This is a genomic window from Streptomyces sp. V4I2 (assembly GCF_030817655.1).
GTDB classification, from domain to species: Bacteria; Actinomycetota; Actinomycetes; order Streptomycetales; family Streptomycetaceae; genus Streptomyces; species Streptomyces plumbiresistens.
The window spans coordinates 6,485,261-6,506,239 of the sequence record NZ_JAUSZM010000003.1; the positions used below are offsets into that span (position 1 = coordinate 6,485,261).

Below are 20,979 nucleotides of genomic sequence, written 5' to 3' on the forward strand. Positions count from 1 at the left end.
AGTTGTGGGAGAGGTGGGCCCAGGCCGGGGTCCACGAACCCCGAGGGGTGACCCATGACGTATGCGATTGAGGCGGAAGGCCTGGTCAAGCGGTTCAAGGAGACAGAGGCGCTGGCCGGCGTCGACCTGGGAGCCCGCAAGGGCTCGGTGCTCGGGCTGCTGGGTCCCAACGGCGCGGGGAAGACGACCGCGGTGCGGATCTTCGCGACGCTGCTCAGGCCCGACGCGGGCCGGGCCCAGGTGGCCGGGCACGACGTGGTCCGGGAGGCCGGGGTCGTGCGCTCCATGATCGGGCTGACCGGGCAGTACGCGGCGGTGGACGAGAACCTGACCGGCACGGAGAACCTGCTGCTCATCGGCCGGTTGCTCGGTCTGCCGCGGCGGGAGGCCAAAGCGCGGGCGGGTGAGCTGCTGGAGCGCTTTCAGCTGACGGACGCGGCCGGGCGGGCCGTGAAGACCTTCTCCGGGGGCATGCGCAGGCGCCTGGACCTGGCGGCCAGCCTCGTGGGCCGGCCCAGCATCCTCTTCCTCGACGAGCCGACCACCGGCCTGGACCCGCACAGTCGCGGTGAGCTGTGGAAGATGCTGCGCGGCCTGGTCGCGGACGGCGCGACGGCCTTGCTGACCACGCAGTATCTGAACGAGGCCGATGTCCTCGCCGACGACATCGTGGTGATCGACAAGGGCCGGGTGATCGCCGAGGGCACGCCGGACCAGCTGAAGTCGCAGGTCGGCGGCCAGGTGCTGCAACTGCGGCCGGTGCTGGCGCAGGACCTCACGCGGGTGCACGCGCTCGTCGCCCAGGCGGCCGGTCCGCAGGCCCAGATAGAGGGCGAGACCATCACGGCGCCGGTGAAGGACCCCGAGCTGATGCCGGCCGTCGTGCGCACGCTCGACCGGGAGGGCATCGCGGTGGGCGAGCTGGCCCTGCGCCGCTCCTCGCTCGACGAGGTCTTCATGGCCCTGACCGGCCATCGCGCCGAACCCGGCGGGCCGGAGGGCAACGGCGGCGCGGCCGTCCGGGACGACAGCGAGAGGGAGAAGGCGGTGAGCCGGTCATGACCGCCACCACCATCACGGCGCCGGTCACCGAATCCGGCCGTGTGCGGCCCCTCGACGGACTGCGGCAGACCTTCACCATGGCCTGGCGCAGCCTGGTCGCTGTCAAACACAACCCGCTCGAACTGGTCGACTACAGCATCACGCCGATCATGTTCGTGTTCCTCTTCACGTACGTGCTGGGCGGGCAGATGGCCGGATCGCCCGAGGCGTATCTGAAGTACGCGCTGCCCGGGATCATCGTGCAGAACACCCTGTTCATGACCATGTACACGGCTATGGCGCTCAACACGGACCTCACCAAGGGCGTCTTCGACCGGCTGCGCAGCCTCCCGATAGCGCGGTCCGCGCCGCTGATCGGGCGGATCACCGCGGACCTGGCCAAGCATGTGTGGGCCCTGCTGCTGATGATCGGGCTCGGTCTGCTGCTCGGCTTCCGGATCACGGGCGGGCTCGACGGCTTCCTGCTCGGCACGCTGCTGGTGGTGGTGTTCGCCGCGGCCGTGTCGTGGAGCGCGGTGCTGATCGGGATGCTCGCCGGCGACGCGGAGAAGGTGCAGGCGTTCGCGTTCACGCTCATCTTCCCGATCACGTTCACCAGCAGCGCGTTCGTCGTCGTGGACACCATGCCCGGCTGGCTCCAGGCGTGGAGCGACGTCAACCCGGTCACCCATCTGTCCGACGCCTTCCGCGGGCTGCTGCTCGGCGGGCCGGTGGCGGAGCCGGTGCTGTGGTCGCTGGTGTGGGCGGCAGGAATCGCGCTCGTGTTCTACCCGCTGGCGATGAGGGCCTACCGGGCGAAGGTATGAGCTCCCGGAGGGTCTGTAACCCGCTGAGAATTTCCGATTTCGGGCAGGAGGTACCGAGTTCCGGCGGCTGTCGGCCTCTAGGCTGCGGTCCATGTGCGGAATCGTGGGATACGTGGGGTCGCAGTCGGCGCTTGATGTCGTGATGGCCGGACTGAAGCGACTGGAGTACCGGGGGTACGACTCGGCAGGCGTCGCCGTGCTCGCGGACGGCGGGCTGGCGGCGGCCAAGAAGGCCGGGAAGCTGCTCAACCTGGAGAAGGAACTGGTCAACCGGCCGCTGCCGACCGGTGTGACGGGCATCGGGCACACGCGATGGGCCACGCACGGGGGACCGACGGACGCGAACGCCCATCCGCACCTCGACAACGCGGGGCGGGTCGCGGTCGTGCACAACGGGATCATCGAGAACTTCGCCGCCCTGCGGGCCGAGTTGGAGGAGCGGGGGCATTCGCTGGGCTCCGAGACCGACACCGAGGTCGTCGCCCATCTGCTCGCCGAGGAGTTCTCCGTGACCTCCGACCTGGCGGAGTCGATGCGGCTGGTGTGCCGGCGGCTGGAGGGCGCGTTCACGCTGGTCGCGGTGCATGCGGACGAGCCTGGTGTGGTGGTGGGGGCGCGGCGGAACTCGCCGCTCGTGGTGGGCGTCGGAGACGGCGAGGCCTTTCTCGCCTCGGACGTCGCCGCGTTCATCGCCCACACGCGCTCGGCGATCGAACTGGGCCAGGACCAGGTGGTGGAGCTGCGGCGGGACGGGGTGACGGTGACGGGCTTCGACGGCCGCCCGGCGGACGTGCGCTCGTATCACGTCGACTGGGACGCCTCGGCCGCCGAGAAGGGCGGCTACGACTACTTCATGCTCAAGGAGATCGCCGAGCAGCCCAAGGCCGTCGCCGACACGCTGCTGGGCCGCATCGACGCGTCCGGCTCGCTGGCACTGGACGAGGTCCGTATCTCCGCCGGTGAGCTGCGGGAGGTGGACAAGGTCGTCATCGTCGCGTGCGGCACGGCCTTCCACGCCGGGATGATCGCCAAGTACGCCATCGAGCACTGGACGCGGATTCCGTGCGAGGTCGAGCTCGCGAGCGAGTTCCGGTACCGGGATCCGATTCTGGATGCCCGGTCGTTGGTCATCGCCATCTCTCAGTCCGGCGAGACCATGGACACCTTGATGGCCCTACGGCACGCCCGCGAGCAGGGCTCCAAGGTGCTGGCCATCTGCAACACCAACGGGTCGACGATCCCGCGCGAGTCGGATGCCGTGCTGTACACGCATGCGGGGCCGGAGGTCGCCGTTGCTTCCACCAAGGCGTTCCTGACGCAGCTCGTGGCGTGTTATCTCGTCGCGCTGTATCTGGGGCAGGTGCGCGGCACCAAGTGGGGCGACGAGATCAGCGCCGTGATTCGCGACCTGTCGCACATCTCCGGTGAGGTCGACCGCGTGCTGGAGACCATGGAGCCGGTGCGGGCGCTGGCGCGGTCCTTGGCGGGGAAGGGGACGGTGCTGTTCCTCGGACGGCATGTGGGGTATCCCGTGGCGCTCGAAGGTGCGTTGAAACTCAAGGAACTCGCCTACATGCACGCCGAGGGCTTCGCCGCGGGTGAGTTGAAGCACGGGCCGATCGCCTTGATCGAGGACGACATGCCCGTGGTGGTCGTTGTGCCGTCGCCTCGGGGGCGGTCCGTACTGCACGACAAGATCGTGTCCAACATCCAGGAGATCCGGGCGCGGGGTGCGCGGACGATCGTCATCGCGGAGGAGGGGGACGAGGCGGTCGTGCCGTACGCCGATCACCTGATCCGGATTCCGGCTACGCCGACGCTGCTTCAGCCGTTGGTGGCGACCGTGCCCTTGCAGGTGTTCGCCTGTGAGTTGGCCACGGCTCGGGGCAACGACGTGGATCAGCCTCGGAACCTGGCGAAGTCGGTGACGGTGGAGTAGGGCGGCTTGAGTGCCTCGATAAAGGTGGTGAAGGCTCCGGTCGGGATGGTGAGGGGTGTCCTGGCCGGGGCCTTTGAGTCGCGGACGGCTATGTGGGTGGGGGAGTTTGCGATCTCGACGCAGTCGTTGCCCTCACCTCCACCGGAGTAGGAGGACTTCTTCCAGTGGGTGGGGGTGGTCATGTCGTCCTCACAGTTCCTTGGCCAACTGGTGGATGAGGTCGCGTGACTGCTCCGGGGGGAGTGACGCTTCCTTCACCCTACGGAAGAGCGTTCGAAAGTGCTCCAGTTGGGCCTCGGAGTCGAGGAAGGCCGTGCCGTGCGGAGCGTCGCGCACCACGGTGTCCAGGCGGGGGACCGTTCCGCCGAGGTGTACGAGGGTGCTACCGGCTCCGGCGAAGTCGTCCAGTGCGAAGGGGATGACCTGAACGGTGACGTGATCAGCCTCGGACATTTCCAGGATGCGAGCCAGTTGGGCCTGCGAGGCGGTGCGTCCGGCCACCCTGATTCGGAGTGCGGCTTCGTGGATCACGGTCTCGTACGGGATGGGATCGGGGCCTTCGATGACCACCTTCCGTTTCATCCGGTGTTCCACCCGGAGCTCGACCTCGCCTTCGGGGAACTCCGGGTTCATGTAAGCGAAGAGGGCCCGCGCGTAGTCCGCCGTCTGAAAGAGTCCCGGCACGTGAATCACCGTCACGTCGTGACGAGAGGTGGCGTGGTGATCAAGCTCGGCGAGATCCTGATAGGCGGAGGGGAGCACGCCCCGATACTCCTCCCACCAGCCCCGGGTTCGGTCGGTCGCCATGGTCACCAGGGCATCGATCAATTCGGCATCTGAACAGGCGTAGTTGGCTGCGAGGCGGCGCAACCGCTTCTCGCTCACACCCGCGAGCCCGGCCTCGATCTGGCTGATCTGCGCGGAGCTCACCCCGAGCAGTGCCGCCGCGTCACGGGTCGTGAGCCCCGCCGCGTCACGCAGTTTCCGGAGCTCGACCGCCAAGCGCATCTGACGTGCCGTTGGCTCGCGCCTCAATGCCATTGTCCGCTCCTCCCAACACGCCTGCACGCGCGACTCGTTCGGGGGCTACTTTAAGCGACTGGCTTGCAAACCCTAAACGGTTAGACCTACCGTCGGTGATGCGACGCACACGCTGCGAAACCCCGGGGTACCGGAAGCGCACCGCCCCGTCCTGCCATGGCGGCCGCGGCACTGCCACCGCCCGGCGTCTTCAACTCCCCATCACACGAACGGAGTTCACCCATGCCCGAAAACGAAGCCGAACCGTGGGAGTACTGCCTCTACATCCCGAACGACCTGCGCGCGGTCACCGTCAGCCGCCGCACCCTCCGCCTGATCCTCACCATGCACGGACTGATCGGCCTCGTCGACGTCGCCGAACTCCTCGCCGCCGAGTTGGTCTCCAATGCCGTACGGCATACCAAGGGGCCGGCCGCCCTCAGGGTGTGCTGGTCGGCGGGGGTGTTGCGGATCGGGGCGTGGGACGCCGACCTGTGGGGGTGGCATCCGCTGGCCAGGCAGGGCAACCGCGGCAAGTTCGTGTGGTGCGAGCTTGCCGCGGCCACTGCTTACGTGGGGAACTCTCCGCACCAGTTGCGGCCCAGGAGCGTCGCGGGCAGGTAGTCGGACTCGACCTCGAGGGGGATGCCCGCGTCGTGCGCCATGCAGGCGATGGCGAGCGGGGCGAGAGCGACGAGGCCCGAGGCCTGGAAGGCCCGGCTCTCCTCGGTCCAGTAGTCCTTGTGCAGTTCGAGGGCCCTGGTCAGCGCGCGGTTGAAACCGGCGTTGTCCTTGCGGATGAAGCGGTGGAACATCTCCATCGGCGGGTACAGCAGCTTGCCCACGGTCTCCGGGTCGGCGACGGCTTCCGGTTCGGTGCCGTCGACCGCGGCGACGAGCTTCGGGCCGAGGTCGGGGCCCCCGAGCCAGTACGTCTGGAGGGTGTCGATCCAGGCGTAGTGGTACTCCTCGAACTGCGCGCCGTTCTCCCGGAGCAGGGCCATGGGTACGTTGCACAGGGCCGTGATCCTGTCCCGCTCCCGGCACACCACGGCCAGGTAGAAGGCGCTGATCCAGGCGCCCGGAGTCACGTACCACTGCGGGCCGGTGGCCTGGAGGGTGCGGTCCTTGTGCGCGATGCGGCACTGGACCTGGTCCTCGGTCGTGGTCGCGGCGGCGAACACGGCGGAGCTGACCTGCATCGCGTTGACCCAGGCGTCCCACGTGGGGAAGATCGACGCCCGCGGGTCCACCAGGCAGCGCGACTGGGCCAGGGTGAGCGTGATGCGCTGGGTGTCGCCCAGGCGCGTGGAGCGTTCTTCCAGACCGTCGATCAGCTCCTGAGCGTTCTCCTGGAGCATGGCGAGGCCCTCTTCCGCGTTCCCCGTGGGCAGGGGAGGGCGGGAAATGATCGAGACCAACGCATTTCTCCTTAGAAGAGCTTGAGGTGCTTGAGCTCGGCACCAGCATACTTACCGGTGTTTTCGGTGGCCTGGACGAGCACGTACTGCAGGGTTTTGTTGTCGATGGCCGTGCGGATCTCCTTGGCGTACTGGGCGTCCTTCGGCGAGAAGACGGCCCGCTCGTCCATGTCGGCCAGGATCGTGCGGACGTACTCGATGGTGCCCTGCTTCACCATGGTGCCGCTGTCCTGCGCACCGTTGCCCTGGCGCCAGTCCAGCCTGGCGTTGGGGCCCTTGGCCTCGACGATGATGAGGTTGCCGTCCTTGTCGCGCCAGAGCTGGTCGAACCTCTTCGAGCCGTTGGCCGTCTGCGGAAGGTCGGTGACCTCGCGGGCTCCCGCGAACTCCTGCTGCTGGAGCATGTGCCGGCGTGCGGCCTCCTCGCCGAGGGCCTCGCCGAGCTTGCTGTTGTTGGAGACGCCCTCACCGACCGTCGCGTGGAAGTGGTCCTGCGCGTCGGCGAGTGCCCTCGCGGTGTCATCGGTCGGATTGGCCAGGTAGGCCCGCTCGGCGTTGGACAGGTCCATGCCTGCCACGCGCCTGGCCGAGACGTCGTCGAGGTGGTTGAGCTCATTGGGGGCGACGGTGTCCCGGCCCCGCTCCAGGGGATTGAGGTGGAACCGCTCCGAGTTCGCGTACGGCAGGTTGTCGGCGGCCATCCAGCCGCCGCCCGGCTTCTCGACGAGCTTCGGCAGGAGCTGGCCGTCCACCATGGCCTCGGCACTGTTGCGGTAGCCGGGCCCCCACTTGTCGTAGTGCTGTGCGCGCCAGGCCGGATCCTCGTTGGCCAGCCGGACGTGCTCGTCGCTGATGGCCGCTCGCTCGGCCGGCGTCCGCTCGTCGGCCGGCTTCTCGCGGGCGGCCTCGTACTCCGCGCGCTGGGCCGCGTCGTCCGTCTGCCGCGCCGCGTCGTCCGCGCCACGGGCCGCGTCGTCCAGGCCGCCGGGGTGGACGCCGCCCGTCGACGGGGGATCGAGAGGGCCGCCGCCGGTGCCCGGGCCGTCGGTGTGGGTGCCGCCCGAGCCCGGACCGTCCGCGTGGTTGGCGCCGCCTGCGTTGTCGGCGGCGGACGACGGGGTGGTGTCCGGGTGGCTGTTGCCCGTGGACGGAGTGTCCCCGTTGCCTTGGCGGAGCGGGTCGTTCAGGTCGTTCCTGGGCATGTTGTCGCCCGCGGTGCCGCCGGGCGTCTGGCCCGCCGTGCCGCCCGGAGTGGTGTCCGGGGTGGTGTCCGGGCGGCCCGTGGGCAGGTCGTCGCCCACGCGGCCGACGTCGCCGAGGTTGGTGTCGAGGCTGTTGCCCAGGCGGATGTGCTGGCCGGCCCCTTCGGCGGCGTTGGTGGCGGCGCCGACCAGGGCCGGTTCCCTGACCGGGGAGTCCACGCGCGGGACGTCCGCGCCCGCGGTCGGGGCCGGGTCGCCGGAAGCCGGTCGGTCGACGATGTCCGTCGGGCCGGGCGCCTTGGCGTCCAGCTGGATGTTGCCGCGCTCGTCCAGGATGTTGCCGTCGCGGTCGGCGAACAGCATCGGCTCGCCCTCGGGCGTGTTCAGCCGCTCCGCGCCCGCCGGCAGGACCGGGGTGTCGTCCGGGAGTTTGACGTTGCCGTCCGGGAGCCGGGTCGCGCCCTCCGGGATGGCGGCGCCCTCGGGGAGTCGCACCGTGCCGTCCGGGAGCCTGAGCGCGCCCTCGGGGAGGGTGATCGCGTTCTCCGGGAGGGCGGGGATGTCGATGTTGCCGACACCCTTCAACGCCGCGCTGATGTCGCCGATCTTCGACAGGCCCGCGCCGGCGCCCTTGGCGATGTAGGTCATCGGGTCGATGACCTTCCCCGCCTTGCCCGCCGCCGACAGCACCTTCGCGACCGCGCCCGCCTTGCCCGCGCCCGACACACCGGCACCGGCGCCGCCCGTGAACACGGTCGTCAGCACGTTGAAGGTGACCGCACCGGCCGCACGACCGGGGTTCTTCCCCCACTCGTCCCACGCCACCAGCGCCTTGCCCGTCTCCTTCATCGCGGTGCGCGAATCACGGATCCACGACGGCAGCTTGTCGTCCGGAAGCGTCCAGAACAGCGCGCCCGCACCCGGGATCGAGGAGATCACCAGACCGGTCGCGAGCTGAGCGAGGCCCTTCCAGGCCTGGCCCATCGCGTCCCAGCCGCCGAAGCCCACCAGCGTGCCCAGGCCCTTGATGGTGCCCCAGATGCCGTCCACGATCAGGCCGTCCCACACAAAGGACTTCACCCAGTGGCCGACCTCGTACCAGTGATGCTTCTCCTCGACCGGATCGCCCCACGGCACCTGGGCGTTCTTCATGTCCTCGGCGTTGAACCCGTACTGGTCCGTGCGCTCGGAGCCGTCACCGGCGACCATCTGGGTGCCGCCCCACAACGCGGTGATCTTGTTGTGGGCGTTCCGCTCGGCAGCCCAGAACGCCGCCACCGTCGCGGTGATGTCGTCCCGGAGCTGGTTGTGCTCCTCGACCTTGTCGCCGTCGTACTCCCACTCGTCGTCGTCCTTGACGGAGTCGACGAACGTCGTGGCCTGGGTCTTCAGTTGCTCCAGCTTGTCGACGAGAGGCCGGATCTCGGTGGCGTACGACGACAGGGCGGAGGACACCGTCTCCAGGTCGTCGGCGAACGCGTCCGACCGGTCCTGCACCGGCTTCGTCGTCGCGAAGAGCTGCTCCGCCTCCGGGGCGGTGTAGTACGCCGACAGGCCCTGGAACTGGGAGTGCACGTCCCCGCCGGTCTTGCGGACGTTGCCCGCGTCCTTCTTCAGCTCCGCGTAGTCGGTCTCCAGCTGCGGCAGATTGCCAGTGAACTGCGGTATCTCCCCCGGTTTGAGCACGCCGGCCCTCGCCCCCCGTTAATCCCAGACGTCGTCGACTTGAGCATCTGTATCAATGGACGTATCGCGTCCGCAATGCGGTTCCAGCGTAGGAGCTGAACGGCTGTTCCGGGAGGGGTGGTGCTGTTGCGAGGGGTGAGGGGGCCCTGACGTGTGTCAACGTTCGCGTCGGTGACCGCCGACCGTTGGCAGTGACGCGCGTGTCGGCCGAGGCGCCGGTCGTAGGGTGCTCGGCATGAGCATCATCGGGGTCGGGATCGACGTGGCCGAGATCGACCGCTTCGCGGCGGCGCTGGAGCGTACGCCCCACATGGCCCAGCGTCTGTTCCTGCAGAGCGAGTTGCTGCTGCCGAGCGGTGAGCGACGGGGTGTCGCCTCGCTCGCGGCGCGGTTCGCGGCGAAGGAGGCGCTCGCCAAGGCGCTGGGCGCCCCGGCGGGGCTGCACTGGACCGACGCCGAGGTCTACGTCGAGGACAGCGGGCAGCCGCGGCTTCGGGTGACGGGGACGGTGGCGGCCCGGGCGGCGGAACTCGGCGTGCGGTCCTGGCATGTGTCGCTGAGCCATGACGCGGGGGTGGCCTCGGCGGTCGTCGTCGCGGAGGGGTGACGACCGCCGGGGCCTCCTGCCGTACGGGCCGTCAGCAGATCGACTGGCTGCTGTTGACCAGGGTGTTGTTGCGGAACGTGGTGTTCGTGCCGCAGGGGCTTTCCCTGATCGCGGAGTTGGTCACCGTCAGGTTCTGGATGAGGATGTCCGAGTTGTTGGGGAACTCGGAGCGGGCCGCGAGGCGGATCTCGCCGCCGCCGGTGACCGTGCCGCTCTGGGCGGCGAGGTTCACGTTGTAGCAGTTCTCGATCAGGACCGCGTTGTTGCCGGTGTTGGAGAGGGTCACCTTGTCGATGACCGCGCCGCCGCTCTCCGACACGCAGAACACACCGCGTCCGCCGCCGCGTGCGACGACCTCGCCGACGCGGATGTTGGTGGGGTAGCCGCTGCCGACCCGGCCGTTGCGGTTGGCCATGCGGAAGGCCGCGTAACCGGTGCCCGCGCCCGCGTTGTCCGCGTCGACCTTCGTGACCGTCGCGTTGATGGTCTGGTTCAGCAGCAGGCCCGACTCGCCGACGTTGCGGGCGGTGACCGTACCGACGGTCAGGCCGTCCACGCCGTACGTCTCGACCGCGTGGCTGGAGGCGCCGGAGACGTACGCGTTGTCGATGCGGACGTTGCGGGTCCATTGGGAGGTGTCGCCGCGGTTGTCGATGCGTACGCCGAGGCCCGCCGACAGGCGCATGTCGAGCTGGCCGAGGACCACGTTCTGGACGTTGCGCAGGAAGATGCCGTAGAGCGGGCTGCCGGTGAGGTTGAGGTGCTGGACCTCGATGTCGCGGGTGCCGCGGGAGTACACCGGGGCCTGGTCGCCGGAGCCGGTGCCGGTGACGTTGATGGTGCCGCAGACGTCGAGGGCGGTGTAGCTCGGGAGCGAGATGCGTGAGCCCGCGGACATGGAGCCCGAGCCGCGCACGACGACCCGCTCCTTGGCGGTGCGGCCGGCCGTGAGGCTGTTGACCGCCGCCTGGACCGCCGCGCGCAGGTCGGTGCCGGTGTAGACGGTCGAGCTGCCGCGGCGGGCCGTCCAGGTGCTGCCGTTGAGGACGGCCTCGGCCTGGTAGGAGCCTTCGCCGCAGGCGGCGGCCGCGGCCGGTGCGGGGGCGGCGATGGCCGGTGCCGTGAGGGTGCCGACGGCGGTCAGGAGGGCGGCTGTACCGGCGGCGGCGATGAGTGCGGCTCTGCGTCCCATGGGAGTGCGTCCTCTCGTGGAGCTCGTCGAGCTCGTGACGTTTCTGGAGCTCTCGTGGCTCTCGTCGAATCGATTCGACTGAATCGATTCATCCGGTGGGGGCCGGTGAGTTTGGCAAAGGGGTGGCAAAGGGTCAATGCCTGTGACGAGGTTCCTGCGGTACGGGGGAGACTCGACGGCATGCGTACTGCGTACAGCGTGGAGACGGTCAGGACGGCCGAACGGGAGCTGATGGCACGGCTCCCCGACGGGGCGTTGATGCAGCGGGCGGCGGCCGGACTCGCCGCCGCCTGCGCGGACTTGCTGGGGCGGGTCTACGGCAGCCGGGTCGTGCTGCTGGTCGGCAGCGGCGACAACGGCGGCGACGCGCTGTACGCCGGGGCCCGGCTGGCGCGTCGCGGAGCCGGCGTCACGGCGGTGCTGCTGGCGCCCGAACGGACCCACGCCGGTGGACTTGCCGCGCTGCGGCGGGCCGGTGGCAGCGTGGCGCCGAGCAGGCAGGCGGACGGCATCCCGGCCTTCCTGCGTGCCGCCGCCGACCTGATCGACCGGGCCGACCTCGTCCTCGACGGGATCGTCGGCATCGGCGCCAAGGGGCCGTTGCGGCCGGACGCGGCGCCCCTCGCCGCGCTGGCCTCGCAGGCCCGGGCCGCCGTCGTCGCCGTCGACCTGCCGAGCGGCGTCGACCCCGACACCGGCGAGGTCGACGGCGAGGCGATCCGGGCCGACCTCACGGTCACCTTCGGGACCCACAAGCCGGGGCTGCTGGTCGATCCCGGGCGGGAGTACGCCGGTTCGGTCCGGCTCGTCGACATCGGGCTGTCGCTGCCCGATGAGGCCGCGTTGGAGGCCTTGCAGCACGCGGACGTGGCGCGGTTGCTGCCGGTGCCGGGGGTCGAGAGCGACAAGTACCGGCGGGGGGTCGTCGGGATCGCCGCCGGTTCCGCGCGGTATCCGGGGGCCGCGGTGCTCGCGGTGTCGGGGGCGCTGCGGGGCGGGGCCGGGGCCGTGCGGTACGTCGGGCCCGCGGCGGATGCCGTCATCGCGCGCTTTCCCGAGACGTTGGTGTCGGACCGGGGGCCTCGGAAGGCCGGGCGGGTGCAGGCGTGGGTCGTCGGGCCCGGGGCCGGGGACGACGCGTCGGCGGTGGCGGAGGTGCTGGCGGCGGACGTGCCCGTGCTGATCGACGCGGACGGGCTTCGGTTGGCGGACGTGGATGCGGTGCGGGGGCGTGACGCGCCGACGCTGATGACTCCGCATGCCGGGGAGGCCGCTGCGCTGCTGGGGGTTGCTCGGGAGGAGGTCGAGAGGGCTCGGCTGGACTCTGTGCGGGAGTTGGCGGGGCGGTACGGGGCGACCGTGCTGCTGAAGGGGTCGACGACGTTGGTGGCCGGGCCGGGGAGCGGGGCGGCGGCGGTGGTGCGGGTGAATGCGACGGGGACGTCCTGGCTGGCCACGGCCGGTAGTGGGGATGTGCTGTCGGGGCTGACGGGGTCTTTGCTGGCGGCGGGGTTGTCGGCGGTCGATGCGGGGAGTGTGGGGGCGTATCTGCATGGGCTGGCGGGGAGGTTGGCGGCGGACGGGGCGCCGGTGGGGGCGCATGATGTGGCGGCGGCCGTGCCTCGGGCGTGGCGGGATGTCGTGCGGGGCTGAAGTCGTACGGGGCTGAAGTCGTACGGGGCTGAAGGGGTGCTCGGCGGTGGGGGTGGGCGTCGGGGTGGTTTCGCCCCCTCCGCCCCTTCCCGTCCCGTCCCTGGGGGCTGCCGCCCCCAGACCTCCGCTTCGGCCCTAAGGGCCTCGTCCTCAAGCGCCGGACGGGCTGAAAGATGCGGGCGGGCTGAGATACGCGGCTGCTCGGCAATAAGGGTGACCCCACCGCGCGGCAACCCCCTTGCATCACACCCCCGCGATTCTCTGATCGCATGATCAGCAGACGTATCGCGCCTCGATGTCTTGCCGTGGTCCTCGCCGCAGCCGCAGCCGCCGTCCTCCCCGTCGCTACCGCCTCCGCCGAGCCGGTGCCGCCCGCTTCCGGGGCCGAGGCCGAGCTGGTGCCCGGGGTTGCGCCGGGGCCTGGGTATCAGCCGTGGCAGATCGACACGCCTGATCAGGCGTTGCCGCCGCGGGTGTATGAGCCCGGCGAAGAGGAGGACGCGGTGGAGCCTCGGGGTGCGGTGGCGGGGACGTACGACCTCGTCGAGTTCGTGCCGCTCGCCGATGCTGTCGCTCGGGTTGCGTGCACCAGGTCCGCCGGGCCCCATCAACGGCAGGTCGAGCGGTGGCTGAAGCGGACGGTGGACGGGAAGCAGTCGGCGGGGGACTGCAAGGCGATCCGGGCCTTCCAGGTCAAGGAGAAGATCAAGCCGGCGATCGGGTTCGCCGGACCCGTCACCTGGGCGCGGATGCAGCTCCTCTCCGCGAGGAAGAACCCGAACGCCGCCAAGAAGTGTCCGGTGCGGTCGTACCGGGTCGCCTGTGTCGATCTCACGCGGCAGCTGACCTGGGTGCAGCAGGGCGAGAAAGTCGTGTACGGGCCGGTGCCGATGAGGAGCGGGCGGGCGGGGTACCGGACCCGGGCCGGGTGGCACACGGTCTACTGGCGGCACAAGAACCATGTGTCGACGCTGTACAACCAGCCCATGCCGTACTCCCAGTTCTTCAGCGGTGGGCAGGCCTTCCACGCCGTCTACGGCAGCATCTTCACCACGGTCGGCTCCATGGGCTGCGTCAATCTGCGCCTGGGCGACGCCCGCAAGCTGTGGGGAGTGCTGAAGAAGGGCGACCGGGTGTACGTGTGGGGGCACAGGCCGGGGACGTAGGCGTCCGGCGGTCCTGTCGGACCCCTCTGAGACACTGGGGGCGCGATGAATGAGACAGCACCTGCCCCGACCGCACCGCTGCGTGCCCGCGCCGAGATCGACCTGGCCGCGCTGCGGGCCAACGTGCGGACCCTGCGTGCCCGCGCGGCAGGGGCGGCCGTCATGGCCGTGGTGAAGTCCGACGGGTACGGGCACGGGGCCGTGCCGTGCGCTCGCGCGGCCGTGCAGGCGGGGGCGACCTGGCTGGGTACGGCGACGCCCGAGGAGGCCCTCCAGCTGCGGGCAGCCGGGCTGACCGGGCGCATCATGTGCTGGCTCTGGACGCCCGGCGGGCCCTGGCAGGCGGCCGTCGAGGCCGACCTGGACGTGTCGGTCAGCGGGATGTGGGCCCTCAGGGAGGTCACCGAGGCGGCTCGCCGCGCTCGTACTCCCGCACGCGTGCAGCTCAAGGCCGACACCGGGCTGGGGCGGAACGGCTGTCAGCCGGGGGAGGACTGGGCCGAGCTCGTCGGGGAGGCGCTGAAGGCTGAGGGCGAGGGGCTGGTCCGGATCACCGGGCTCTGGTCGCACTTCGCCTGCGCCGACGAACCCGGGCATCCCTCCATCGCCGCCCAGCTCACCCGGTTCCGGGACATGCTGGCGTATGCGGAGGGGCAGGGGGTGCGGCCCGAGGTGCGGCACATCGCCAACTCACCGGCCACGCTCACGCTTCCCGAGGCCCGCTTCGACCTCGTACGGACCGGGATCGCGATCTACGGCATCTCGCCGAGCGCCGAGATCGGCGGCCCGGCCGACTTCGGGCTGCGGCCCGTGATGACGCTGTCGGCGTCCGTCGCACTCGTCAAGCAGGTGCCGGGCGGCCACGGCGTCAGTTACGGGCATCACTACGTCACGCCGGGCCAGACCACCCTCGGACTGGTGCCCGTCGGCTACGCGGACGGCATCCCACGGCACGCCTCCGGGACCGGCCCGGTCCTGGTCGGCGGCAAGTGGCGCACGGTCGCCGGGCGGGTCGCGATGGACCAGTTCGTTGTTGATCTGGGTGGTGACGAGCCCGAACCGGGCGCGGAGGCCGTGCTGTTCGGGCCCGGCGACCGTGGGGAGCCCACCGCCGAGGACTGGGCCCAGGCGGCGGGGACCATCGCGTATGAGATCGTCACCCGGATCGGAACGCGCGTTCCCCGCGTCTATGTGAATGAGGAATGAGGAACGAGCCGGGTAACCGCAAGAGCGCGGAAGCACAGCAAGCCCGGCAACATCCAGCACCATCCGGCAACTCCTGTGTCATCCGGCGCAGCGAACCACCAGCCAGTCCGGCGAAGAGGAGCGGTACGTGAGCGAGAGCAGTGCGGAGGTCGTCGCGGACGCCGCCGCGGCCGTCGCCTCCGCCACGGGGGCGGCCGCCGGGTGGCGCCGGGCGACCGGCATCGCGGGCGCCGCCATAGGAGTGGTCGCCGCGGGCGCGGCCGCCGGAGTCGCCATAGAGCGGCTCACCGTCGGCCGCGGCATGCGCAAGAAGGCACGGCTCGCGCTCGACTCGACCGGGCCGTACGGCGCGTTGCGCGGCATGCCCGGCAAGGCGTACGCCGACGACGGCACCGAGCTGTACTACGAGGTCGACGACGTGGAACCGGAAGGCGGCTCGGCGCCCCGGCGCCGGCGGCTCTTCGGCCGCAAGGCGCCCCTGCCCGTCACCGTCGTCTTCAGCCACGGCTACTGCCTCAGCCAGGACTCCTGGCACTTCCAGCGCGCCGCCCTGCGGGGCGTCGTACGGACCGTGCACTGGGACCAGCGCAGCCACGGCCGGTCCGCGCGGGGCGTGGCCCAGATGCAGGACGACGTGCCGGTCAGCATCGAGCAGCTCGGCCGCGACCTGAAGGCCGTCATCGACGCCGCCGTGCCGGAGGGACCGATCGTGCTGGTCGGGCACTCCATGGGCGGCATGACCGTCATGGCCCTCGCCGACCAGTACCCCGAGCTGATCCGCGAGCGGGTGGTGGCGGCCGCCCTGGTCGGCACGTCGTCCGGGCGGCTCGGCGAGGTGAACTTCGGTCTGCCCGTCGCCGGCGTGAACGCCGTACGGCGGGTGCTGCCCGGCGTACTGAGGGCGCTGGGGCAGCAGGCCGCCCTGGTGGAGAAGGGCCGCCGGGCCACCGCCGACCTGTTCGCCGGGGTCATCAAGCGGTACTCCTTCGCCTCCCGGGACGTCGACCCGGCCGTCGTCCGGTTCGCCGAGCGGATGATCGAGGGCACGCCCATCGACGTGGTCGCCGAGTACTACCCGGCGTTCAACGACCACGACAAGACCGAGGCCCTCGCCCTCTTCACGGACATGCCGGTGCTCGTGCTGGCCGGAGTGGGGGACCTCGTCACGCCCAGCGAGCACAGCGAGGCCATCGCCGACCTGCTGCCGGACGCCGAGCTGGTGCTCGTGCCGGACGCCGGGCACCTGGTCATGCTGGAACACCCGGAAGTGGTCACCGACCGCCTCGCCGACCTGCTCACCCGGGCGGGTGCCGTACCCGCAGGCGCTACCGTGAATGGTTATGGAAGCACCAGCAGCGCCGCACGACCCGGCTGACACCGAGCTGACCGTCACCTCCCCCGACCAGATGCGCGAGTTGGGGCGCCGCCTCGCCAAACTGCTGCGTGCCGGCGACCTCGTGATGCTCACCGGGGAGCTGGGCGCGGGCAAGACGACGCTGAGCCGGGGGCTCGGCGAGGGGCTCGGCGTCCGCGGGGCCGTGACGTCCCCGACCTTCGTGATCGCCCGTGTGCATCCGTCCCTCGGGGGCGGGCCGCCGCTCGTCCACGTCGACGCGTACCGCCTGGGCGGCGGGCTCGACGAGATGGAGGACCTCGACCTCGACGTCTCGCTGCCCGAGTCCGTGATCGTCGTGGAGTGGGGCGAGGGCAAGGTCGAGGAGCTGACCGACGACCGGCTGGAGGTCGTCATCCACCGGGCCGTCGGCGATACGACGGACGAGGTGCGGCACGTGACGCTGACCGGGCTGGGGGAGCGGTGGGCGGCGGTGGATCTGAGCGTGCTCGCCGCCTGACCGCACGGTTGATGAATGTTCCGACAAGACGTCGGCAAGATGTTGCGTTGCGCGTCTTCGGCGTGGTCACATGGTACCCAGTCCGTAGTTAGGTCTACCTAACTACGCCCGCCCCCGAACTTCAGGAGGCGTCCATGTCGGCCACCGAGAACAAGCCGGAGCCGCGGCCCTACGCGGTCGTCGCCGGCGTGTCCATGCGCGATCTGCTGGCGTCCTGCGCGGCCGCGAGTGCCGTGTCCACGCCGCCGCGCCTGCCCGATCCCGAAACGCTGCGGGCGCCGTCGGAGCACCGTAAGGCCGCCTAGCGGATCACGACGACCCTCACGCCGATCGTCGCGAACTTCCACAGCGCGTCGCCGTCCGCCCGGGACTCCCGGACACCGCCCGCCTTGACCGTCGGTGCGGGCGCCGGCGTGGAGCCGTCCACCGCCGCGCTGAAGCCGACCGGCACGCCGTTCACGGTGGTGAAGCGCACGACGTGTTCGACGGGGATGCCGTCGGTGCCGGTGATCCGGTTCGAGCGGGACGTGACCGCGTAGGTGCCCGGGGCCGGGTCGACGGTGCCCGGGGTGACCTTGAAGGTGCGGCTGACCCTGTCGCCCCGGCCGACCAGCCACACCCGGTCGTCGTCCACCGAGTACACGACCCGTTCACCCGTACCGGAGCGCTCGGGCGGCGCGGCCGGGTCCGGCACGTCCCGGGGCGCCTTCGAGGCGGCCGCCGCGAGCGCGCCGTCGGCGTCGGGGCTGCCGAGGTCCGCGGGGACGCCCGCCGAGGCCTGGTAGGCGAGGAAGCCGACCGTCGCCAGCGCCGTCACGGTGAGCCCGGCCACGATTCCCGAGCTGCTGCCTGCCACCGTCGTCCACCTCAGTCTTGTGTAGTACGTCCCGCTTTGCCGCGACGGTAGCAGCAGGTGACGGCCCGATCTGTACGGCCGTGCCCGCGGCGCAGGAGCCGTAGGCTGTTTGCGTGCTCTTGCTCGCTCTGGATACCGCCACCCCCGCCGTCACCGTCGCGTTGTACGACGGCACGGACGTCATCGCCTCGTCGAGTCAGGTGGACGCGCGCCGGCACGGTGAGCTGCTGCTGCCGGCCGTCGACCGTCTGCTCGTCGAGGCCGGTCTCACGCTGGACGCCGTCACCGGTGTCGTCGTCGGCATCGGCCCCGGCCCCTACACCGGGCTGCGCGTCGGCCTGATGACCGCGGACACCTTCGGGCTCGCCCTCGGTGTGCCCGTGCACGGTGTGTGCACGCTCGACGGCCTCGCGTACGCGGCCGACATCGAGAAGGGCCCCTTCGTCGTGGCGACCGACGCCCGGCGCAAGGAGGTCTACTGGGCGAAGTACGCCGACTCCCGCACCCGCCTCACCGACCCCGCGGTCGACCGGCCCGCCGACATCGCCGACCGGGTCGCCGGACTGCCGGCCGTCGGCGCGGGCGCGCTGCTCTACCCGGACACCTTCCCGGTCGCGCACGAGCCCGAGCACGTGTCCGCCGCGGCGCTCGCGCGGCTGGCCGCCGAGAGACTGGCGGCGGGCGAGGAACTGCCCGCTCCGCGGCCGCTGTACCTGCGCCGCCCCGACGCCCAGGTCCCCAAGAACTACAAGGTGGTCACCCCCAAGTGACCGACACCGTGACCCGCACCATGACTCCTCGACTGCGCGAGATGCGCTGGTGGGACATCGACCCCGTGCTCGAACTGGAGCGGGACCTTTTCCCCGAGGACACCTGGTCCCGGGGGATGTTCTGGTCGGAGCTGGCCCACTCCAGAGGGTCCGAGGCGACCCGGCGGTACGTCGTCGCCGAGGACGCCGGCGGGCGGCTCGTCGGGTACGCGGGACTGGCCGCCTCCGGAGACCTGGCCGACGTACAGACGATCGCCGTCGCCCGCGACCACCAGGGCACCGGTCTCGGCGGACGGCTGCTGACCGACCTGCTGCGGGCCGCGACCACCTTCGAGTGCGCCGAAGTGATGCTGGAGTGCCGGGTGGACAACCTTCGCGCCCAGAAGCTCTACCAGCGCTTCGGGTTCGAGCCCATCGGTTTCCGGCGCGGCTACTACCAGCCGGGCAATGTGGACGCCCTGGTGATGAAACTGACCGACCCTTCGACTTCCCTGCAAGGAACCGAGATCCATGGCTGACGAACCGCTCGTCCTCGGCATCGAGACCTCCTGTGACGAGACCGGCGTCGGCATCGTCCAGGGCACCACCCTGCTGGCCGACGCCATCGCCTCCAGCGTCGACGAGCACGCCCGCTTCGGCGGGGTCGTGCCGGAGGTGGCCTCCCGGGCCCACCTCGAGGCGATGGTGCCGACCATCGACCGCGCGCTGAAGGAAGCGGGGGTGAGTGCGAAGGACCTGGACGGCATCGCCGTGACGGCCGGTCCGGGTCTCGCCGGTGCCCTGCTCGTCGGGGTCTCGGCGGCGAAGGCGTACGCCTACGCGCTCGGCAAACCGCTGTACGGCGTCAACCACCTGGCCTCGCACATCTGCGTGGACCAGCTGGAGCACGGGGCGCTGCCGGAGCCGACGATGGCGCTGCTGGTGAGCGGCGGCCACTCGTCCCTGCTGCTCTCCTCGGACATCACCTCCGACGTACGGCCGATGGGCGCGACCATCGACGACGCGGCGGGCGAGGCCTTCGACAAGATCGCGCGGGTGCTCAACCTCGGCTTCCCGGGCGGTCCGGTCATCGACCGGTACGCCAAGGAGGGCGACCCGTCGGCCATCGCGTTCCCGCGCGGTCTGACCGGGCCGCGCGACCCGGCGTACGACTTCTCCTTCTCCGGGCTGAAGACGGCCGTGGCCCGCTGGATCGAGGCGAAGCGGGCGGCGGGGGAGGAGGTGCCGGTGCGGGATGTGGCGGCGTCCTTCCAGGAGGCGGTGGTGGACGTGCTGACCCGGAAGGCGGTCCGGGCCTGTCGCGACGAGGGCGTCGACCACCTGATGATCGGCGGCGGCGTCGCCGCCAACTCCCGGCTGCGGGTGCTGGCCCAGGAACGCTGCGAGGCGGCCGGGATCCGGCTGCGGGTGCCGCGGCCCAAGCTGTGCACGGACAACGGGGCGATGGTGGCGGCGCTGGGCGCGGAGATGATGGCGCGGGGCCGGGCCGCGTCGAGCTGGGACCTGTCGGCGGACTCATCGCTCCCGGTGACGGAGCCTCATGTGCCGGGGCACGACCACGTTCACGAGGTCAGCAAGGAGAACCTGTACTCGTGACGGTCACGTTGATGTGGGAGGCGAAGGCGGCCGAGGGGCGGGGCGGGGAACTGCTCGCCTGGGCGCGGGCGCAGGACCTGGCCGAGGCCCCGCTGCGGCGGGAGACCTTCCGGGCGCCGGGGGACCGGGTGCTGGTCATCACGTGGTGGGATGCCGCGTACGACGCCGAGTTGCCCGAACTGCCGGAACCGGACGGCGAGTTGATCACCCGGGCGGTGCATCGCTGGCGGTTCGAGCCGGTGGACGACTGATCGGGGCGCGCGAGGCGTGGACGCCGGAGCCAGGTGAGCCGTGACGTTCAGTCACGTCGGGGCAGGCGAGGTAGTGCTCGGCGGCCAGGATCTGGGCCTCATGCAGGTCTCGCGGGGGCGTGGCGGCCGAGAGGTGCAGGCTGCCGTGTCCGAAGGCCACGACCCGGGCGCCGAAGCGGTCCTCCCAGGAGCGGAGTACCGCCGACAGCTCGTCCGCGCCGATGTGGTTCGCCCCGCCCGTCCAGTGGAGCGCGGCCGGTGCGTCGGAGGCCCGTTCGACCTGGACCAGTGCGAGGCAGTGGGCCAGGTTCTCCCGCACGACGGTGGTCGCCACCTCGGCCGCGCACGTGTCGGGGTCGCGCCCCGTCGTAGCCGGTGTCGCGAGGCCCGGCCACTGCGGGAAGTCCGGCCAGGAGCCGGGCTCCCACCGGCCCCGGAGGTACTCGGTGGCGTCCACCGGAGCGCCCCCGTCGGCCCCGTGGCCGTGCCAGTCCTCGCAGTACTCGAGGAGGACGGGGTACAGGCCGGTCCGGCCCCGCTCGGCGCAGAGGCGTCTCCACCACACGTCCGCGTCCGGCAGCCTGCCGTCGCTCATCCACACCAGGCGGCCTGATCGGCCGTACGAGTCGATGATCCGGCCCGGCGGCAGGGATTCCGGCAACGATGGGTCCATGGCCGGAATCTACGGCCAGC

22 protein-coding genes are annotated in these 20,979 nt (G+C 71.0%); 15 read left to right on the forward strand and 7 right to left on the reverse strand.

Going from position 1 to position 20,979, the window contains the following annotated elements; genetic code table 11:
• The first annotated feature begins 54 nt into the window (after positions 1–54).
• From QFZ76_RS30895 to glmS, 3 genes are all read left to right on the forward strand, one after another.
• Positions 55–1,062, forward strand: a complete 1,008-nt coding sequence (locus tag QFZ76_RS30895) for an ATP-binding cassette domain-containing protein (protein WP_307676754.1) — start codon at positions 55–57, stop codon at positions 1,060–1,062.
• On the forward strand, positions 1,059–1,868 hold the full coding sequence (locus tag QFZ76_RS30900) for an ABC transporter permease (RefSeq protein WP_307676755.1): 810 nt from the start codon (positions 1,059–1,061) through the stop codon (positions 1,866–1,868). Before QFZ76_RS30895 ends, QFZ76_RS30900 begins: the two co-directional genes overlap by 4 nt.
• A gap of 91 nt (positions 1,869–1,959) precedes the next feature.
• The gene (glmS, locus tag QFZ76_RS30905; RefSeq protein WP_307676756.1) at positions 1,960–3,807 is read left to right on the forward strand and encodes a glutamine--fructose-6-phosphate transaminase (isomerizing); all 1,848 of its coding nucleotides are present in this window, start codon (positions 1,960–1,962) and stop codon (positions 3,805–3,807) included.
• On the opposite strand, the gene QFZ76_RS30910 is transcribed toward glmS, so the two are convergent.
• Entirely contained in the window at positions 3,768–3,989 is a 222-nt protein-coding gene (locus QFZ76_RS30910; protein WP_307676757.1) for a DUF397 domain-containing protein, read from the reverse strand. The genes glmS and QFZ76_RS30910 overlap by 40 nt on opposite strands.
• A 7-nt stretch (positions 3,990–3,996) precedes the next feature.
• A complete protein-coding gene (locus tag QFZ76_RS30915; RefSeq protein WP_307676758.1) occupies positions 3,997–4,848 on the reverse strand; it encodes a helix-turn-helix transcriptional regulator in 852 nt (283 codons plus the stop codon).
• Between the two features lie 222 nt (positions 4,849–5,070).
• On the opposite strand from QFZ76_RS30915, the gene QFZ76_RS30920 reads away from it, so the two are divergent.
• Complete coding sequence (locus tag QFZ76_RS30920; protein ID WP_307676759.1) at positions 5,071–5,451, forward strand: ATP-binding protein; 381 nt, start codon at positions 5,071–5,073, stop codon at positions 5,449–5,451.
• Here the strand turns inward: QFZ76_RS30920 and QFZ76_RS30925 are convergent.
• Together QFZ76_RS30925 and QFZ76_RS30930 are read right to left on the reverse strand one after the other, a co-directional pair.
• On the reverse strand, positions 5,397–6,248 hold the full coding sequence (locus tag QFZ76_RS30925) for an immunity 49 family protein (RefSeq protein ID WP_307676760.1): 852 nt from the start codon (positions 6,246–6,248) through the stop codon (positions 5,397–5,399). The genes QFZ76_RS30920 and QFZ76_RS30925 overlap by 55 nt on opposite strands.
• Positions 6,249–6,259: 11 nt before the next feature.
• Positions 6,260–9,136, reverse strand: coding sequence for a hypothetical protein (locus tag QFZ76_RS30930; protein ID WP_307676761.1), 2,877 nt, complete (start codon positions 9,134–9,136; stop codon positions 6,260–6,262).
• Positions 9,137–9,371: 235 nt separating this feature from the next.
• Here QFZ76_RS30930 and QFZ76_RS30935 point away from each other — a divergent pair, with 235 nt between their 5' ends.
• The gene (locus QFZ76_RS30935) at positions 9,372–9,743 is read left to right on the forward strand and encodes a holo-ACP synthase (RefSeq protein ID WP_266434963.1); all 372 of its coding nucleotides are present in this window, start codon (positions 9,372–9,374) and stop codon (positions 9,741–9,743) included.
• Positions 9,744–9,774: 31 nt separating this feature from the next.
• Here QFZ76_RS30935 and QFZ76_RS30940 read toward each other — a convergent pair whose 3' ends face one another.
• Complete coding sequence (locus QFZ76_RS30940) at positions 9,775–10,935, reverse strand: hypothetical protein (RefSeq protein WP_307676762.1); 1,161 nt, start codon at positions 10,933–10,935, stop codon at positions 9,775–9,777.
• A 180-nt stretch (positions 10,936–11,115) separates the two neighbouring features.
• On the opposite strand from QFZ76_RS30940, the gene QFZ76_RS30945 reads away from it, so the two are divergent.
• The 6 genes from QFZ76_RS30945 to QFZ76_RS30970 all read left to right on the forward strand — a co-directional run bounded on the left by QFZ76_RS30945 (position 11,116) and on the right by QFZ76_RS30970 (position 17,118).
• Positions 11,116–12,588, forward strand: coding sequence for an NAD(P)H-hydrate dehydratase (locus QFZ76_RS30945; RefSeq protein ID WP_307676763.1), 1,473 nt, complete (start codon positions 11,116–11,118; stop codon positions 12,586–12,588).
• 269 nt (positions 12,589–12,857) lie between these two features.
• The gene (locus QFZ76_RS30950) at positions 12,858–13,754 is read left to right on the forward strand and encodes a L,D-transpeptidase family protein (protein ID WP_307676764.1); all 897 of its coding nucleotides are present in this window, start codon (positions 12,858–12,860) and stop codon (positions 13,752–13,754) included.
• A 45-nt stretch (positions 13,755–13,799) separates the two neighbouring features.
• Entirely contained in the window at positions 13,800–14,960 is a 1,161-nt protein-coding gene (gene alr, locus QFZ76_RS30955) for an alanine racemase (protein ID WP_307676765.1), read from the forward strand.
• Positions 14,961–15,087: 127 nt separating this feature from the next.
• Positions 15,088–16,335: an alpha/beta fold hydrolase gene (locus QFZ76_RS30960; RefSeq protein ID WP_307676766.1), complete on the forward strand. Its 1,248-nt coding sequence runs from the start codon at positions 15,088–15,090 to the stop codon at positions 16,333–16,335.
• A complete protein-coding gene (gene tsaE, locus QFZ76_RS30965) occupies positions 16,301–16,813 on the forward strand; it encodes a tRNA (adenosine(37)-N6)-threonylcarbamoyltransferase complex ATPase subunit type 1 TsaE (protein WP_307676767.1) in 513 nt (170 codons plus the stop codon). Before QFZ76_RS30960 ends, tsaE begins: the two co-directional genes overlap by 35 nt.
• Before the next feature lie 134 nt (positions 16,814–16,947).
• The gene (locus QFZ76_RS30970) at positions 16,948–17,118 is read left to right on the forward strand and encodes a hypothetical protein (RefSeq protein WP_307676768.1); all 171 of its coding nucleotides are present in this window, start codon (positions 16,948–16,950) and stop codon (positions 17,116–17,118) included.
• On the opposite strand, the gene QFZ76_RS30975 is transcribed toward QFZ76_RS30970, so the two are convergent.
• Positions 17,115–17,669, reverse strand: a complete 555-nt coding sequence (locus QFZ76_RS30975; protein WP_307676769.1) for a hypothetical protein — start codon at positions 17,667–17,669, stop codon at positions 17,115–17,117. The two genes, QFZ76_RS30970 and QFZ76_RS30975, sit on opposite strands and share 4 nt — an antisense overlap.
• 113 nt (positions 17,670–17,782) lie before the next feature.
• Between QFZ76_RS30975 and tsaB the strand changes: the two genes are divergently transcribed.
• Genes tsaB through QFZ76_RS30995 form a run of 4 tightly spaced genes read left to right on the forward strand, consistent with a single transcriptional unit; the run spans position 17,783 to position 20,286 of the window.
• Positions 17,783–18,439: a tRNA (adenosine(37)-N6)-threonylcarbamoyltransferase complex dimerization subunit type 1 TsaB gene (gene tsaB / locus QFZ76_RS30980; RefSeq protein WP_307676770.1), complete on the forward strand. Its 657-nt coding sequence runs from the start codon at positions 17,783–17,785 to the stop codon at positions 18,437–18,439.
• A 20-nt stretch (positions 18,440–18,459) separates the two neighbouring features.
• The gene (gene rimI, locus QFZ76_RS30985; RefSeq protein WP_307680177.1) at positions 18,460–18,957 is read left to right on the forward strand and encodes a ribosomal protein S18-alanine N-acetyltransferase; all 498 of its coding nucleotides are present in this window, start codon (positions 18,460–18,462) and stop codon (positions 18,955–18,957) included.
• The gene (gene tsaD / locus QFZ76_RS30990) at positions 18,950–20,035 is read left to right on the forward strand and encodes a tRNA (adenosine(37)-N6)-threonylcarbamoyltransferase complex transferase subunit TsaD (RefSeq protein WP_307676772.1); all 1,086 of its coding nucleotides are present in this window, start codon (positions 18,950–18,952) and stop codon (positions 20,033–20,035) included. The genes rimI and tsaD overlap by 8 nt, the downstream gene beginning before the upstream one ends.
• The gene (locus QFZ76_RS30995) at positions 20,032–20,286 is read left to right on the forward strand and encodes a hypothetical protein (RefSeq protein ID WP_307676774.1); all 255 of its coding nucleotides are present in this window, start codon (positions 20,032–20,034) and stop codon (positions 20,284–20,286) included. The genes tsaD and QFZ76_RS30995 overlap by 4 nt, the downstream gene beginning before the upstream one ends.
• Here QFZ76_RS30995 and QFZ76_RS31000 read toward each other — a convergent pair.
• Positions 20,240–20,959, reverse strand: coding sequence for a DUF4253 domain-containing protein (locus QFZ76_RS31000; protein WP_307676775.1), 720 nt, complete (start codon positions 20,957–20,959; stop codon positions 20,240–20,242). The two genes, QFZ76_RS30995 and QFZ76_RS31000, sit on opposite strands and share 47 nt — an antisense overlap.
• Between the last annotated feature and the right edge of the window lie 20 nt (positions 20,960–20,979).